Source organism: Fodinicola feengrottensis (genome assembly GCF_010993775.1).
Classification (GTDB): Bacteria; Actinomycetota; Actinomycetes; order Mycobacteriales; family HKI-0501; genus Fodinicola; species Fodinicola feengrottensis.
The window spans coordinates 65,821-80,547 of sequence record NZ_WOTO01000012.1 but is presented as its reverse complement, the minus strand read 5'-3'; the positions used below and the strand labels follow the sequence as shown (position 1 = coordinate 80,547).

15 protein-coding genes and 6 pseudogenes are annotated in these 14,727 nt (G+C 67.4%); 8 read left to right on the top strand and 13 right to left on the bottom strand.

Annotated elements, in window-relative coordinates:
- The first annotated feature begins 8 nt into the window (after positions 1-8).
- The 3 genes from GNX96_RS13460 (at position 9) to GNX96_RS13450 (ending at position 2,605) form a co-directional block, all read left to right on the top strand.
- A complete protein-coding gene (locus GNX96_RS13460) occupies positions 9-836 on the top strand; it encodes a cytochrome d ubiquinol oxidase subunit II (RefSeq protein WP_163568344.1) in 828 nt (275 codons plus the stop codon).
- Between the two features lie 173 nt (positions 837-1,009).
- Positions 1,010-1,966: an RNA polymerase sigma factor SigB gene (gene sigB / locus GNX96_RS13455; RefSeq protein WP_279580251.1), complete on the top strand. Its 957-nt coding sequence runs from the start codon at positions 1,010-1,012 to the stop codon at positions 1,964-1,966.
- A 252-nt stretch (positions 1,967-2,218) separates the two neighbouring features.
- Positions 2,219-2,605, top strand: a complete 387-nt coding sequence (locus tag GNX96_RS13450) for a RidA family protein (RefSeq protein WP_163568342.1) — start codon at positions 2,219-2,221, stop codon at positions 2,603-2,605.
- 1 nt (position 2,606) lies between these two features.
- Here GNX96_RS13450 and GNX96_RS51530 read toward each other — a convergent pair whose 3' ends face one another.
- The 10 genes and pseudogenes from GNX96_RS51530 to GNX96_RS63405 form a co-directional block, all read right to left on the bottom strand.
- Complete coding sequence (locus GNX96_RS51530; RefSeq protein ID WP_279580284.1) at positions 2,607-2,948, bottom strand: acetate--CoA ligase family protein; 342 nt, start codon at positions 2,946-2,948, stop codon at positions 2,607-2,609.
- A gap of 118 nt (positions 2,949-3,066) precedes the next feature.
- Positions 3,067-3,237 (bottom strand): annotated as a pseudogene (locus tag GNX96_RS51525) (acetate--CoA ligase family protein); the annotation flags it as partial.
- Positions 3,238-3,896: 659 nt separating this feature from the next.
- Positions 3,897-4,496 carry a CoA-binding protein gene (locus GNX96_RS51520; RefSeq protein WP_279580283.1) on the bottom strand — a complete coding sequence of 200 codons (600 nt, stop codon included), beginning with the start codon at positions 4,494-4,496 and terminating at the stop codon, positions 3,897-3,899.
- A gap of 65 nt (positions 4,497-4,561) precedes the next feature.
- Positions 4,562-4,936, bottom strand: a pseudogene (locus GNX96_RS51515) (CoA-binding protein); the annotation flags it as partial.
- On the bottom strand, positions 4,849-5,289 hold the full coding sequence (locus GNX96_RS51510) for a GNAT family N-acetyltransferase (protein WP_279580250.1): 441 nt from the start codon (positions 5,287-5,289) through the stop codon (positions 4,849-4,851). The gene GNX96_RS51510 and the pseudogene GNX96_RS51515, both read right to left, overlap by 88 nt.
- 8 nt (positions 5,290-5,297) lie before the next feature.
- Entirely contained in the window at positions 5,298-5,504 is a 207-nt protein-coding gene (locus tag GNX96_RS61095; RefSeq protein ID WP_313885658.1) for a hypothetical protein, read from the bottom strand.
- Positions 5,501-6,466 carry an acetoin utilization protein AcuC gene (locus tag GNX96_RS13440; RefSeq protein WP_313885657.1) on the bottom strand — a complete coding sequence of 322 codons (966 nt, stop codon included), beginning with the start codon at positions 6,464-6,466 and terminating at the stop codon, positions 5,501-5,503. Before GNX96_RS13440 ends, GNX96_RS61095 begins: the two co-directional genes overlap by 4 nt.
- Before the next feature lie 145 nt (positions 6,467-6,611).
- Positions 6,612-6,998 carry a sulfurtransferase gene (locus GNX96_RS51505; RefSeq protein ID WP_279580249.1) on the bottom strand — a complete coding sequence of 129 codons (387 nt, stop codon included), beginning with the start codon at positions 6,996-6,998 and terminating at the stop codon, positions 6,612-6,614.
- Positions 6,999-7,111: 113 nt separating this feature from the next.
- A pseudogene (locus GNX96_RS63410) lies at positions 7,112-7,165 on the bottom strand (hypothetical protein); the annotation flags it as partial.
- A 178-nt stretch (positions 7,166-7,343) separates the two neighbouring features.
- A pseudogene (locus GNX96_RS63405) lies at positions 7,344-7,448 on the bottom strand (hypothetical protein); the annotation flags it as partial.
- A 58-nt stretch (positions 7,449-7,506) separates the two neighbouring features.
- On the opposite strand from GNX96_RS63405, the gene GNX96_RS13430 reads away from it, so the two are divergent.
- Positions 7,507-8,187, top strand: a complete 681-nt coding sequence (locus GNX96_RS13430) for a metal-dependent transcriptional regulator (RefSeq protein ID WP_279580247.1) — start codon at positions 7,507-7,509, stop codon at positions 8,185-8,187.
- A gap of 53 nt (positions 8,188-8,240) precedes the next feature.
- On the opposite strand, the pseudogene GNX96_RS13425 reads toward GNX96_RS13430, so the two are convergent.
- Together GNX96_RS13425 and GNX96_RS13420 are read right to left on the bottom strand one after the other, a co-directional pair.
- Positions 8,241-9,734, bottom strand: a pseudogene (locus GNX96_RS13425) (amino acid permease).
- A 738-nt stretch (positions 9,735-10,472) separates the two neighbouring features.
- Positions 10,473-11,579 (bottom strand): DUF4192 domain-containing protein, encoded by a 1,107-nt coding sequence (locus tag GNX96_RS13420; RefSeq protein WP_163568340.1) that lies wholly within the window; start codon positions 11,577-11,579, stop codon positions 10,473-10,475.
- A gap of 268 nt (positions 11,580-11,847) precedes the next feature.
- On the opposite strand from GNX96_RS13420, the gene GNX96_RS13415 reads away from it, so the two are divergent.
- Positions 11,848-12,360, top strand: a complete 513-nt coding sequence (locus GNX96_RS13415) for a hypothetical protein (protein ID WP_279580245.1) — start codon at positions 11,848-11,850, stop codon at positions 12,358-12,360.
- Positions 12,361-12,397: 37 nt separating this feature from the next.
- On the opposite strand, the gene GNX96_RS13410 is transcribed toward GNX96_RS13415, so the two are convergent.
- Complete coding sequence (locus tag GNX96_RS13410; protein ID WP_163568338.1) at positions 12,398-13,702, bottom strand: MFS transporter; 1,305 nt, start codon at positions 13,700-13,702, stop codon at positions 12,398-12,400.
- Between the two features lie 114 nt (positions 13,703-13,816).
- On the opposite strand from GNX96_RS13410, the gene GNX96_RS13405 reads away from it, so the two are divergent.
- From GNX96_RS13405 to GNX96_RS63395, 3 genes and pseudogenes are all read left to right on the top strand, one after another.
- Positions 13,817-14,047 (top strand): helix-turn-helix transcriptional regulator, encoded by a 231-nt coding sequence (locus GNX96_RS13405; protein WP_279580244.1) that lies wholly within the window; start codon positions 13,817-13,819, stop codon positions 14,045-14,047.
- A gap of 79 nt (positions 14,048-14,126) precedes the next feature.
- Positions 14,127-14,477, top strand: a pseudogene (locus GNX96_RS63400) (MmyB family transcriptional regulator); the annotation flags it as partial.
- A gap of 64 nt (positions 14,478-14,541) precedes the next feature.
- The gene (locus tag GNX96_RS63395) at positions 14,542-14,658 is read left to right on the top strand and encodes a hypothetical protein (protein WP_390624005.1); all 117 of its coding nucleotides are present in this window, start codon (positions 14,542-14,544) and stop codon (positions 14,656-14,658) included.
- The last annotated feature ends 69 nt before the right edge of the window (positions 14,659-14,727 follow it).

Below are 14,727 nucleotides of genomic sequence, written 5' to 3'. Positions count from 1 at the left end.
GATGACCGGTGTGGGAGGCGAACCACGTCTGGCTGGTGTTCGTCCTGATTGGACTCTTCTCCGCATTCCCGCTCGCTTTCGCGTCGTACTCACGCGCCCTGGCCCTGCCACTTTCGTTGGCACTGTTGGGGATCGTGCTGCGCGGTTCGGCTTTCGTCTTCCGGCAGTACGGTGGCAACGGCCGGCTGGCCCGCACGTGGGGCCGGGTTTTCGCGGTGACGTCGACCATCACGCCGTTCGTGCTGGGCGCCGGCGCGGCCTCGGTGGCCACCGGCCGGCTGGCCGCCGACGGCTCCAGCGGCCTGCTCGCGCCTTTCCAGTCTCCGCTCGCGCTCTGTGCCGGTGCGCTCGCGGTCAGTTGTACGGCCTATCTCGCGGCGGTCTTTCTCTGCCGGGACGCCGAGCGAGTCCACAAAGGACTGGGTGAGCTTTTTCGTACGCGCGCACTGGCCGCTGCGGTAGTCACCGGGGCACTCGCGGTAGTCACCCTGATCGCGGCGGCCACCGACGCCCCGCTGCTCTTCGCGGCTTTGACCAGTCGCGGCCTGGTTTTCATGGTGGTCTCGATCGCCGGCGGGGTTCTCGGCCTCTGGTTGCTCTGGCGCCGCGCGTACCGAACAGCCCGCATCGCCGCAGGTCTCGCCCCTACCGGCGTGCTGTGGGGCTGGTGGCTGGCGCAGTATCCGGCGCTGGGCGTGGGAAACCTCAGCCTGCCCGGCACCGCGGCACCGCCGGCGGTCGTGCTGGCCGTGGGAATCATCCTGTTCGCCGGCATCTCCTGCGTCATACCGGCATTAGTCGTACTCTTCCGGGTTTTCTCCCGACCGCCGGCTTGACAGCGTTCTGCACACTGGGGTCACGGTCCACTGGGAGATATCGCCGAATCTGTGGAACCACCCTCAAAACTCACACGGATCACACATCCGTCTTACGGCCGCTTCACGCCCGCAGGAGCAGAGTCACCTCAACATCGCCGAACGGGGCGGCGTTTTTGAGGAGGCGAAGGACTGTGGCACTCCAACTGGTGGAGACCTGGCAGGACACCGAGGCCACTATCTCGACCGACCTGGTTCGTACGTACCTGAACGGCATCGGTCGCACCAAACTGCTGACCGCGGCCGAAGAGGTCGAACTGGCCAAGGCGATCGAGGCCGGGCTGTACGCCGACGAGCGGCTGGTTTCGGGGCAGGACATAGAGGACAAGCAACTGACCGCCGACCTGCGGACCGTGGTCCGGGACGGCGAGGCCGCCAAGCGGCGGCTGCTGGAAGCCAACCTGCGGCTGGTGGTGAGCATCGCCAAGCGCTACACCGGCCGCGGGATGGCGCTGCTGGACCTGATCCAGGAAGGCAACCTGGGGCTGATCCGGGCGGTGGAGAAATTCGACTACGCCAAGGGATTCAAGTTCTCCACGTACGCGACCTGGTGGATCCGGCAGGCGATCACCCGGGCGATGGCGGACCAGTCCCGGACGATCCGGCTGCCCGTCCACCTTGTCGAGCAGGTCAACCGACTGGTACGGGCCCGCCGCGAGCTGTCGGTCGCATTCGGCCGGGAGGCGACCATCGCTGAGATCGCCGCGAAACTCGAGCTGGATCCGGCCCGGGTGGTGGAACTGCTCGGCTACGACCGGGAGCCGGTCAGCCTGGACCAGACCGTCGGTGACGACGGCGAGACCCTGCTCGGCGACTTCATCGCCGACCATGACCCGTACCTGCCCGGCGAGGGAATGTCTTACGGGCTGCTGAAAACCGAAGTCCAGAGCGTGCTGGAGTCGCTCACCCAGCGCGAACGGGACGTGGTGGTGCTGCGGTTCGGGCTCAGCGACGGCCGCACTCGTACGCTGGAGGAAATCGGCCGCGAGTTCGGCCTGTCCCGCGAGCGGATCCGGCAGATCGAGAAGTCCTGCATGAGCAAGCTCCGCGACCCCTCACGTTGCGACCGGCTCCGCGCCTTCGCCAGCTGAACCTCCGCATTGTTCGCAACGCCCCTTTACTTGCGTGTGGCGCAAGCAAAGGAGCGTTGCGGACGTCCGGGGGAGGGCGAATTATGGTGAAGGGATGAAGAGGTGGGATGGGACCATGTGGAACGGATGCGAGGCGAGTTTGCCCCGCTGGCCGCCGCGCAGCTGACCGTGGACGCGATCGAACACAACCTCGACCAGGTCCTCGCCGCCATCGGCGACTGACCAATCACCGTTGCGGAAGGAATCCACGAAATGCGCCACCATCTGCTTCGACCGGCTGGGCTGCCGCCGGTCAATGGCTACAGTCACGCGGTCGTCTACAAAGGACAGACGGTGGTCATTTCGGGCCAGGTCCCGCTGGACGCCGATGGTGTGCTCGTGGGACCGGACGATCCGGCGGCACAGATCGAGCAGGTGTTCACCAATCTGGAGACCGCGCTGGCCGCCGCGGGCGCGACGATGGCGGACGTGGTGAAGCTGACCGTCTTTCTGACGGACCTCGCCGACCTGCCGATTTTCCGTGCTGTACGGGACAAACACATCACCGTTGACACTCCCCCGGCCAGCTCGCTCGTCCAGGTCAGCGGCCTGGTGCATCCGGGCTTTCGGGTCGAGGTCGAGGCGCTCGCCGCTCTCTGAGTTACAGAAGGAGCCGGCGGGGGCCGTGGTCCGGGCGCGATACCGGCGGGCCGAGTCGTACGGTCGCGTGCAGGACGGCGAAACCGTGCGCACGGGCCAACACTGGGCGCAGTGCCAGGTGCCGGATTTCCGGTACGTCGTCGGCCAGCATGCCCAGCCGAAGCAGCAGGTCGGCGAGTGCGTCCACATCGGCCGGCGTGGCCCCGCGGTGGCCGAGCAACATCGGCGCGGCCAGTGGCGCGCGTACCAGATCGGCGGCGTCCACGTCGGTCACTGGAATGGCCCGCCAGGCCATGTCGCCGAGCAGCTCGGTGGCCACGCCGGCGAGGCCGAATCCCAGCACCAGACCAAAAGACGGGTCGTCTGCGACCTCGACCACGCAAGCCACCCCCGGGGTCGACCATGGTCTGGACGAGCACCGCGGAATCTGAGCCGGACGCGGACAACACGTCTCGTACGCGGCCGTACGCGGCGGAAAGCTCGCCCGGCCCGCCGATATCCAGCCGTACCGTGCCCAAATCGATGCGATGCCGCAACTCGTCGTCGGCGGCTTTGAGGACCACCGGGTAACCGACCGAATCGGCCGCCGCCAGCACTTCGTCCAGGGTGCCGCAGCGAATCGACGGCAGCACCCCGATCCGGTACGCGGCCAGCAGCTCCGCTGCCGCCTGGTCATCGATCTGTTTGCCGTCCGGATGCTCGGAAAGCCGGTGCCGAGCATCCCATTTCCGCACCACCACCCGAGCGCCGGCAGTGTCCACATCGGACCGGTCCGGCAGCGACCCGACCGGGGCCCGCCGCCAGTCCGCGTAGTTGGCCACCAGGCCGAGCGCGTGCACGGCTTCCTCCGGCGACGGATACGACGGCACCGAGCCGCGGTCGGTGTAGCCGGCCTCGCCGCGCTGACGCAGCCGCTCCGGCACCCCCCCCGCGGCCAGGAAAGTGGAGACGACCGGTTTTCCGCAATCTCCCACGGTTCCCCGCAGCACCCGGGCGTACGCCTCAGCGGAAGTGGCGATCGCCGGCACGAACACCGCGACCAGGGCATGCACTTGCGGATCGTCGACAGCGGACCGCAGGGCCACCGCGAAGTCGTCGGCGGAGGCGTCCGGCCCGATATCGATCGGCGATCCTTGGGCTACCCGCAACGAAACCGCGGCACACGCGTCGGCGGCCAGCACGCCCAGCGCTGCCGAGTTGCCGACGATCGCGACCGTACGACCGGTCGGCAGCGGCTGGTACGCCAAAATCTGCGCCACGTCGAACTGCTGGGACACCGTGGTCACCCGGATCACCCCGGACTGGGCGAAAAGTGCCTCGACACCGCGTTCGCCGACCGTCGGGCCGCGGCCGGCCAGCGACGGTGGCGGGGGGTCGAGCTCTTCACTGCCACCACCGGCTTGCGGCGGGCCAGTCGTCGGGCCACTCTGGCGAATTTTCGCGGGTTACCGAAAGATTCCAGGTAGAGCAGCACCACGTCGGTGCTCGGGTCGTCGATCCAGAACTGCATCAGGTCGTTGCCGGACACGTCCGCGCGGTTGCCCGCACTGACCACAGTGGACAGTCCGATGCCACGCTGCTCGGCCTGGTCCAGCAGCGCGATGCCGAGCGCGCCGGACTGGCAGAAAAACCCGATCCTGCCGCGTAAGGGCAGCGTCGGCGCCAGCGAGGCATTGAGTCGTACGTCCGGATCGGTGTTGAGAATGCCCAGACAGTTGGGCCCGACCACGCGCATGCCGTGGGAACGCGCGGAAAGGACCAGCTCCCGCTCGGCCTGTCGGCCGTGCGGCCCGGTTTCCCCGAAACCACCGGAAACGATGACCAGGCCACGGACGCCGGCCCGGCCGCACTGGCGTACGACCTCGGCCACCGCGGCCGCTGGCACCGCCACGCCACGACCGCGAGGTCGACACCACCGGGAATGTCCGTCACAGTGGGAAAAGAGACCATGCCGGCAATCTCGCTGCGATGCGGGTTCACCGCGTAGACCGGGCCACCGAAGCCGGCCTCGCGCAGGTTGTCGAGCAGCACCCGGCCGGCCACCGCCTCGGTGGAGCTCGCGCCGATCACCGCCACCGACCGCGGCGACAGCAGCCGGGCGATCGAGGCCGACTCGGAACGCTGTTCGCGTCGCCGCAGGACGCCCACCGACTGCGGTGTTTCCACGATGTCCCACTCAAGATGGACGACGCCGTCGTCGTACGACCGCGCCACCGTGTAACCCGCGTCGCTGAAAACCCGCATCATCGTGTGGTTCGTCGGCAGCACCTCGGCGACGAACCGGCGGATGTGACTTTCCTCGGCGGCGGCGGCCAGATGTTCCAGCAGCACCGAACCGATGCCGCGGCCCTGATGGGTGTCCTCGACCACGAAGGCGACCTCGGCCTCGTCCGCGCGGAGATCCGGTCGAACCGGCCGATCGCGATCAGCTCGTCACCGAGCTCGACCACGAAAGCCTCCCGGTCCACGTGGTCGACGGTCACGAAACGCTTCAGGTCGCGCTCCGGAATCCGCGGATACGGCGAGAAATACCGCAGGTAGCGGGTCCGTTCGCTGAACCGGGAATGCAGCGCGACGACCTGGTCCGCGTCGGTTGCCCGGATCGGTCTGATGTGGACAGTGCCGCCGTCGGAAAGCAGGACGTCGGCCGCGCGATGTTCGGGATAACCGTCCTGAGTGGACATGTGCTTTCTCAGTCTCTCGGATCGTCCGGGTCCAGGCCGTGCAGCGGGAACACGGCTCGGCGGGTCGCGAGAACCGCACGGTCCACGCTATCCCCGCCACGCTGCCACGGCGTGAACTCGGTGTTGCCACCGTCGGTCATGGCCAGCGGAACGCGGGCGGACGGGCGACGCTCGGCGGCGAAGGCCCGCCACCGGTCTGGCGTCTCGATGGTCACGTCAGCGGCTGGCCGGTCAGGGTGGCGAGCAGGTGGGTCCACGCGCGCGGGACGACACTGACGACGCCGTACCCACCGCCGCCGAAACACACCCACCGGCCGCCGGTCAGTTCCTCGGCCAGTTTTTCCAGCGCCAGATAGGAAGCACGTTGCCCATCAACGCTTAGCCGGAGATCGGCCAGCGGGTCCACGGCATGCGTGTCGCAGCCGCACTGGGTCAGCAGGAGCTGCGGCTGGTACGCACGCAGCAGGCTCGGCACGACGGCGTGAAACGCGCGCAACCATTCGGCGTCGCCGGCGCCAGGCGGGAGCGGCACGTTCACCGCCGTGCCTTCGGCTCCGCTCGTACCGATCTCCTCGGAGAAACCGGTGCCGGGGAACAGCGCGAGCGGCGTCTCATGCAGGCTGATCGTCATCACCCGCGGATCGTCGTAGAACGCGGCCTGCACGCCGTCGCCGTGGTGCACGTCGAGGTCGACGTACGCGAGCCGCTCCGCGCCCATGTCCAGCAGGCGCGCGATCGCCACGGCCACGTCGTTATAGACGCAGAAACCGGACGCCGACGAGCGCATCGCGTGGTGCAGGCCGCCAGCGATGTTCGCGGCCCGCTGCGTACGCCCCGACCAGACGGCCTCGACCGCGGCGATGCTGCCGCCGCAGACCAGGCTGGACGCCTCGTGCATGTGGTCAAAGGTCGGGTTGTCGGGCGTGTTCAGGCCGAACCCGGACCAGAACGGGTCGTGCGGCGCCGTCTGGACAGCCGTCAAATACTCTGCGGAATGCACCCTGAGCAGTGCTTCCTCGGGTGCCGGCGCCGGCACCACCAGCTCGACGCCGTCGCGGTCGAGCACGCCAAGCTCCCGAGCCAGCGCGATAGTGAGCTCCACCCGCACCGGATCCAACGGATGCTCGCCGAGGTTGTAGCCGAGCAGGGCCGGATCCCACACCAGCGCGGTCTGCATGCCGCTATCCCATCACGCCGCCCGGCCACCCACCATCTCACCGCCCACCCGTCGCCCTCAGCCACCCAGCCTTGTCCGCATCGACGCGATACGTGCGCCTGAGGCACGCATCGCGTCGATGCGGCAAACGGGCGACTCCGGAGGGTTACGACTGGGGGCCGGTGGCGATGGGACGGGAGGGGTCCGACGACCAGTCGCTGTACGAGCCGGCGTACAGCGCGGGCGTCGGGACGGGCAGCCCGGCGGCCTCGATGGCGAGGATCGTACGAGCGGCGGTGATGCCGGAGCCGCACGAAACAACCACCTCGCGGTCGGCGTCCACGCCCGCGTCGGCGTACCGGTTGGCCAGTTGGTCAGCCGCGAGGAACCGGCCAGATTCGTCGAAGTCATCGCCGCCGGGCACGTTGACCGCGCCCGGGATGTGCCCACCGACCCGGTCGAAAGGCTCCACCTCGCCGGTGTAGCGGTTGTGCGCTCGTACGTCCATAAGGAGCTCAGCGTGGACCGCGCCGTCAGCGTCGACCAATGGCATGGCGCCGTACGTACGACCAGGTCAGAGGCCTCGACCCGCGGCTCGTCCGTACTCACCGGGCCACCCGCGGCAAGCCAGGCCGCCCAGCCGCCGTCCAGCACGGTCACGTTGGTGAGACCGGCCCAGCGCAAGACCCACCACGCGCGCGCCGCGCGCCAGCGTGTCACCGGAGTCGTAACAGATGACCGGCACCTCAGCGCTTACGCCGGCGGCTCGCAGACCCGCCTGCAGCGTCTCAGCATCCGGCAAGGGGTGCCGGCCGCCACCGCTTTGGCCGGAGAAGACGGTTTCGAGGTCGACGAAAACAGCACCCGGAATGTGCCCGGCGTCGTACTCGGGACGGCCCTGCGGTCCGCTGAGGTGCCATCGGATGTCCAGCAGCCGCAGCGGGGCGGGCGTGTCGAGCGCGGCACGCAAGTCGGCGACAGTGGTGATCGGTGAGGGTGCCATGGCTCAAGTGTTGACGACGGTGGTGAGAGTAGGCTTCTCAGGGCGGGAGGAGGCAACTGTGAACGACCTAATTGACACCACTGAGATGTATTTGCGCACTGTCCTCGACCTCGAGGAAGAGGGCATCACGCCGCTGCGGGCGAGGATTGCCGAGCGTTTGCATCAAAGTGGCCCGACTGTAAGCCAAACGGTGGCCCGGATGGAGCGCGACGGACTTGTCCGCGTTTCCGGTGACCGGCACCTGGAGTTGACCGACGAGGGCCGCCGGCGTGCCATCTCGGTGATGCGCAAGCACCGACTCGCCGAGCTTTTGCTGGTGAACGTCATCGGGCTGGAATATGAGGCCGCGCACAGCGAGGCCTGCCGGTGGGAACACGTGATGAGCGACGCGGTCGAGCGCAAGGTGTACGAGATGCTCGGCCGGCCGAAGGTGTCGCCGTATGGGAACCGGATCCCCGGGCTGGACGAGCTGGACGAGCTCGCCACCGGCGCGGACGACGAGGAACCGGCGGTCAGCCTGGACGCGGTGCGGGATCAGAACCCGGTGGTGGTGCGGCGGATCTCCGAGCTGCTGCAGGCCGACGAGCGGATGATGGAAACCCTGCACAGTGCCGGGGTGGCGCCGGGCGCGACGATCACGGTGTCCCGGATCGACGGCGGCATGCAGGTGGTGAACGGCGAGCAGTCCGTGCAGTTGCCCCGAGAGGTGGCGAACCTGGTGTTCGTCGGAGCTGCCTGATTCTTCGTACGAGCAAAAAGAAACCGCCAGCACCGCTGGCGGTTTCTTTTGCTTCAGTTCTGTTGTCTGGCTTTCTTCTCTTCGACCGCGAGGCGTGATTTCCAGGCCCCGTACGCGAAGTAGAAGCCCAGACCGATCACCATCCAGATGATGAACCGCAGCCAGGTCACCACACTGAGGTTGAGCATCAGCCACACACAGAAAACGATCGCGAGGGTCGCGACCACCGGCACCGCCTTCACCTTGAACTTGCGCGGCAGGTCGGGCCGTTTCCTGCGCAGCACCCAAACGCCAGCCGACACCACCAAATGAACGCGAACAACGTTCCGATGTTCACCATTTCCTCCAGTGCACCGATTTGCACGAAGGCGGCGAGCAGCGCGACCACCGCGCCAGTGGTGACGGTGATGTAGACCGGGGTGTTGGTTTTTCCGGTTGGTTTTCCCAAAAGCGCGCGGCAGCAAGTTGTCGCGGCTCATCGCGAACAACACCCGCGACTGGCCGAGCAGCAACACCATGACCACGGTCGTCAGACCACAAAGCGCGCCGAACGAAATGATCTGCGATGTCCATTGCACGCCGTGCGCCTTGAACGCGTCAGCGAGCGGCGCGGCCGATTTCGGGTTGATCTGGCTGTATTTCTGCATACCGGTGATCACCATCGAGACCGCGCAATACAGGATCGTACAAATCACGAGTGACCCGAGAATACCGCGCGGCACGTCCCGCTGCGGATTGCGAGTCTCCTCCGCCGCGGTCGCGACCACGTCGAACCCGATGAACGCGAAGAACACCAGCGAGGCGCCAGCGAAAATACCGAACAGGCCGTACGACGTACCGATGCCGCCGAACACCGCCTGGATCAGCGTGCTGTCGAGCAAGCCGCCACCACCGGCACTCGCCGCCTGCGCGGGCGGCACGAACGGCACGTAGTTGGCGCCGTTGATGTAGAAAACGCCGGCGACGATCACCAACAACACCACGACCACCTTGATCGAGGTGATCACCAGCGACACCCGGCTGGACAGCTTCGTACCGACCGCCAGCAACGCGGTGAGCGCGGCCACCAGGATGAACGCGCCGAAGTCGACTTTCGCGTCAGAGCCGGCGAACCAGGTCGGCACCGGGATCCCGAAGCCTTGCAGTGTGTTGAGCAGATAGCTCGACCAGCCCTTGGCCACGGTGGCCGCGCCGAGCGCCAGCTCCAGCGCCAGATCCCAGCCGATGATCCAGGCGACGAACTCGCCCAGCGTCGCGTACGAATACGTGTACGCGCTGCCGGCGACCGGCACCGTCGACGCGAATTCGGCGTAACAGAGCCCGGCGAACCCACAGGCGATGGCGGCGAGGACGAAGGAAATGACGATCGCCGGACCGGACGTGGTCGCCGCCGCCCGGCCGGTGAGGATGAAGATGCCGGCCCCGATCATCACGGCGACACCGAAGACTGTCAGATCCAGCGCGCTCAAACTCTTGCGAAGCTTGGTGTCCGGCTCGTCGGTGTCCGCGATCGACTGTTCGATCGTCTTCGTGCGCAAGAGATTCATACGTTCTCCCTCACCATAGGATGTAGGTGGACGCACTATCGCAAATCCCATCCGCCGATGCACCCACAGAACGGACAAAGCGCCTTAACAACATAGCAACATTTCGTCATTTGTTGCCTTGTAGCGCTTTACCAGCGAAAACAGATCGCTCGGCGCTCGGCGCTCGGCGCTCGGCGCTCGGCGCTCGGCGCTCGGCGAATGTAACGAAACGGCGGACAAAACGGACGGATCCGCGCAGTTTCGTTACATTCGCGGATCCCCCAACGTTCGGTGACCGAGAGTGCCGAGTTGGGCCGCCTGTCGGTGCTGAGCGTGACGATGCTGTGGTGTTGGTCGGCGAGTGCGGGACAATGTCCCGCAGTCGACGTCGAATGTGGGATTTTGTCCCGCGGTCGAGGTGATTCACGACCCACGTCCAGCGTTAACACCGCGAGTTTGACGTTTTAGTGGTGGCAATCGGCGGCGGCAGCGAAAACGTCGAGTTCGCGAAGGGCCAGCGTCCCAGCTGTGCGAGACGATCTCGACCACGTTGCCGCCACCTTCGATCCGACCTGCCGGGGCCTTCCCCCACCCCCACCCTCCCCCTCTTCGTTGCGTGACCGGCAGCAGGCGGCTCGGTGCGGCGCACGGGTTTCCGTGCGGCACGGGCCACTGTGCAGCACGGGCCGTCGCGCGGCGCGCTGCGATCGCGTCGGGCGGCGTACCGGTCGCAGGCCGGGCCGGGTGCTGCTGAGTCGGTTAGGTAGTCACTGGAGCCTCCTTGGCCGCGGCTTGGGTGCGTTTGAAGCGCAGCTCGCTGAACCATGCCTGCCGGATGGTGGCGGAGAATTCGCTGGGCGCGATGGCGCGGGCAAGGATCTCGTCGACGAGCTGGGCCATTCCGTAGTCGGGGTCCTCGGCTAGTGCTCGTTCCAGGCTGACCTTGGCCAGAGTGCCGTCTCCTTCCGCATACGCCCAGATGGCCAGCAGGGTGGCCGGGGGTGCGGCGAGCGGCGGCGGGAGGCGGTGGACGAGCTGGCGCCAGATGCTCTCGGCGGCATCCGCGAGGGGGCTGATGGTCCAACGCAGAGCGCGGTCGCGGACTGTTACCACCGCGAGAGCGGCGCCGAGCTCGCCGACCTCGGCGGCGGTCAGTTCTCGTGGGCCGTCACGGCGGGCCACCACGGCGGCTCCGAAGATCCGCTCACCGGCGTCCACCATGGCTTCGATGGTGGTGCTGGTCGCGAGGTTCGTCTGCGCTTCCCGAGCCGCCTCGTACGCCGCGCGCACCTCCACCACCTCGGCGGACGGCTGGTACGAGACCGATGCCTGCACGGCGGCCCGGTCCGGCAACACCGCACGACCGAGGGCGGCCAACTCGGCGGCATAGCCAGCCGCGGCTTCCTCATCGATCTGCCGGCCGCCGGGTGGACAGCAGGCCGCGTTGCGGCAGCTCAGCGACCTCCACCTGGCATCGTAAACATGGATCACCTCGGACACCGTGAGGCCGGCTCGCCGGGCCGCCGCGCGGGCCGCGCCGGCGGCCCGGCGCACAATCGACAACGGCAGCTCGGAGACCACCAGCAACACGACCTCGACCGCCTCGGCTTCCTTCAGGTAGGCGGCGAGGGTCGCCGCCTCCTGTCGGAAAGGCGGGCGCTGCAGATCGATCCGCGCGGTCAGCCGCACTCGGCGGCGGTCCGCGGCGAGGCCGAATCCGACCAGGCTCTCGGACGGGTGGAAACCCAGCATGTATGGCATCGCGGCGGCCATCGCGCCAGGCCCGCGGAGCCGGATGCGGGCACCTGACTCCAGGGCGCTGTCGGCGCGTTGCCCGGCGAGTGATCGCTGGCGGAAGGAATTCATGCCACCAGCATTGCGTCGCGGTGGCCGGCTGGAATGGACGCGACGCAGATCTGTGGACGAAAAGACGCACTGGGGATACCCGCGAAAATCACTTTCAATGTGCTAAGGCGCCTCCTTTCAGGGAAATCCTGTGGATAACCGCAGCGCCGCCGCACCCGAATAGGCCACAGTTCTCTACATGTCGATAAGCGATTCTCATCTGTACGAAGACCGGCCACCCCATTGGATGCCACCAGCACTGAAGTCTGCCGGGGATCTGGTCAACCGTTTGCTCGGTCCGCCGGACTGGCTCCGGTCCGGTTGTGCGGTGACCGCCATCCTCGCGGACGCCCGAATGCCGGCGCTCTGGATGGCCAGGCTCGCGCCCGCGCCGTACTGCCTCGGCGACGCCGCCACCGGCAGCCCGATCGAGCCGTTGGTCGCACAACTGGTCGCCACCCGGCCCAGGCAGCGCGCCAACAGCTGGCTGTCACTGCTGGTGGAGCGCAATTCGGTGGCTCCGGAGCGGTGTGACATCGGGTGGGTCTACGCGCTGCTCCAGGCGGCCGCCGACCATCGGTTGCGAGTCCTGGACGTGGTGGTGACCGACCCGGAGGGCAGTCGCCTGCTGTGCGCCAGCACCCCGGTGCTCACCTCGGTCCCGAACGAGCCGCGCCGGTGGCCGCTGGTACGGCACGCTGTCGATGTCGACCCGGCCACTTGTCTTTCGCGTTACCGCAAAACCAGCACCGGACAGTGGGTTGTCCCGCGCGGCTGCCCGGCCTTCGACGAATTCTGTTAGCGCGGGCGAAGGAAAATCGTCGTGACGGTCCCAGTGATCACCAACAAGACAGCCCCCAGCACAGCAGAAAAAGATGCAGCCCCGCAATGAAATCGCCGGCCGCGAGCGTACCGAAGACAGCCACGCCTAAAGCACCGCCGAACTGGCGGCCGGCATTGAGTACGCCCGAAGCCATCCCGGCCCGGTCGGCGTCGACCGACCCCATCAGCGCCGCGGTAAGTGCCGGTACGGCCAGCCCGCCGCCGAGGCCGAAGGGCAGCAGAACCACCACCTGCAGCCAAAACGAGCTGCCGACGTCCAATGCGAGCAGGCCCAGCATACCGGCGAACAACAGGGCCTGGCCGACCAGCATCGGGAGCCGTGGCCCGTAGCGGCCGGTCAACCGGCCAGCCAGCAGGTTGACCACGGTGATCAACGCGGTCATCGGCAGGAACATCAAACCCGTGACCAGCGACGAGAGCCCACGAAGCTGCTCGAAATACAGCGCCATCAGGAAAACCACACCATAGAAACCGAAGTTGAGTGCCATCCCGGTGGCCGTGGTGACCGTCACCGCGGCCGACCGAAAGAGCTGCGGTGGCACCATCGGATGCGCAGACCGGCTTTGCGAGACCACGAAAAAACACACCGCCGCAGCCACGAAAACAGCGAGTGCGACGAGACCGGCCCGGCCACCTTGAATGACCGCGTAGGTGACCGCGGCCACCGCCACCACGACGGAAATCTGCCCCGGCAGGTCGAAAGGCACACGGCGTGGCAGGGATCGGGGCATACGAGCCAAAAGAACCAGACCGACGATCCCAATCGGTACGTTCACGAAGAAAACCCACCGCCAACCGAGCGTGCTGGTGAGCAGCCCGCCAACCAGCGGACCGGCCGCCATCGCGGCACCGCCAGCCGCGGTCCAGCTGGCGATCGCCCGGGTCCGTGCCGCCGTGTCCGGGAATGCCTGTCGTACGAGCGAAAGCGACGCCGGCAGGATCGCCGCGGCCGCCGCTCCCTGCACGAAACGGGCGCCGATCAGTACGCCGAGACCGGGCGCGAGCCCACCAGCTGCCGAGGCGAGCGTGAAGGCGATGAGGCCAATCTCGACGGTCCGGCTCGCGCCAAGCCGATCGGACATCGAGCCGGCGGACAGCAACAGCGCGGCGAGCATCAGCGTGTAGCCGGTCGCCACCCACTGCAAGGCGTTGATGCCGCCGTGCAGTTCATGCCCGATCACCGGCATGGCGACGGTCACAATCTGGGTATCGAGGGTCAGCACGAAAAAACCGAGCGCGGCGACCACCAACGCCCGCACACCGGAGCGCTTTTCGACGGTGGGAATCAAAGTCTGTGCCATGACCACTATCGTTGTCGGCCCTGACCAGCCTGGACAGCGTTCTGGGTGACCATGCCATGGTCACCCGGCGCGGAATAAACTGGCGGTGACGACGGCGAAGGGAGACGAGCGCGGATGGACGGTCGGCTACGCGAGCTGGGTGCCTTCCTGCGGGATCGACGCTCCAGGTTGGAGCCCACCGCCGTCGGGCTGCCGGCCCAAGCGCGCAAGACGGCGGGCTTGCGCCGCGAGGAGCTGGCGGACCTCGCGGGCATCAGCGTCGGCTATTACGTACGGCTGGAACAGGCCGCGGCGGGCCGCCCTCGACGAGCGTCCTGGACGCGCTGGCACGGGCTCTACGGCTGACCGAGGACGAAAAAAAACGCACGTGCACCTGCTGGTTGACGCCGGCGTCAACCGCTACCCGACCACGCCGACCCCCGCCATGATCCAGGCTGCCGAAGAGGCAGTGGAGATGATCGCGGCACCCGCGGCCGCGTACGTCATCGACCGGGTCAGCGACGTGCTCGCCTGGAACCCGACCGCGGCCGCCCTGTTCCTCGGCCATTTTCAGCCCGGCGAAACACGCCCGAACAATATTCGGTGGGTGTTCTGCCATCCGGCCGCCCGCAGGTTGCTCACTGACTGGACGGAGGTCGCCGACGACACCGTCGCGCATCTGCGGGCCACCATCGGACACCGGCCGGACGACCCGCAGCTGCTCGATTTCGTCAGCCGGTTGCGGACCGACAGCGAAGAATTCGCCAAGCGCTGGGACCGGCGGGACGTACGACCGCGGCACAGCACAGGCGAAGGAGTTCGCCCATCCGGTCGCTGGCCGGCTTCGGCTGGCGTACCGAGTGCTGGACATCTCCGGCACCTGCCACCATCGGCTCGTCGTTTACCGCGCCACGCCTGGAAGTTCGGATCACGCGGCACTGCTTCGGCTGACCGAAACCGCGCCCACTATCGTTTGACGGATGGTTCGAGGAATATCGCGATGAGCAACGCGAAAGTGCGGAGCCGGGTGGTCGCCGCCGCCGAAA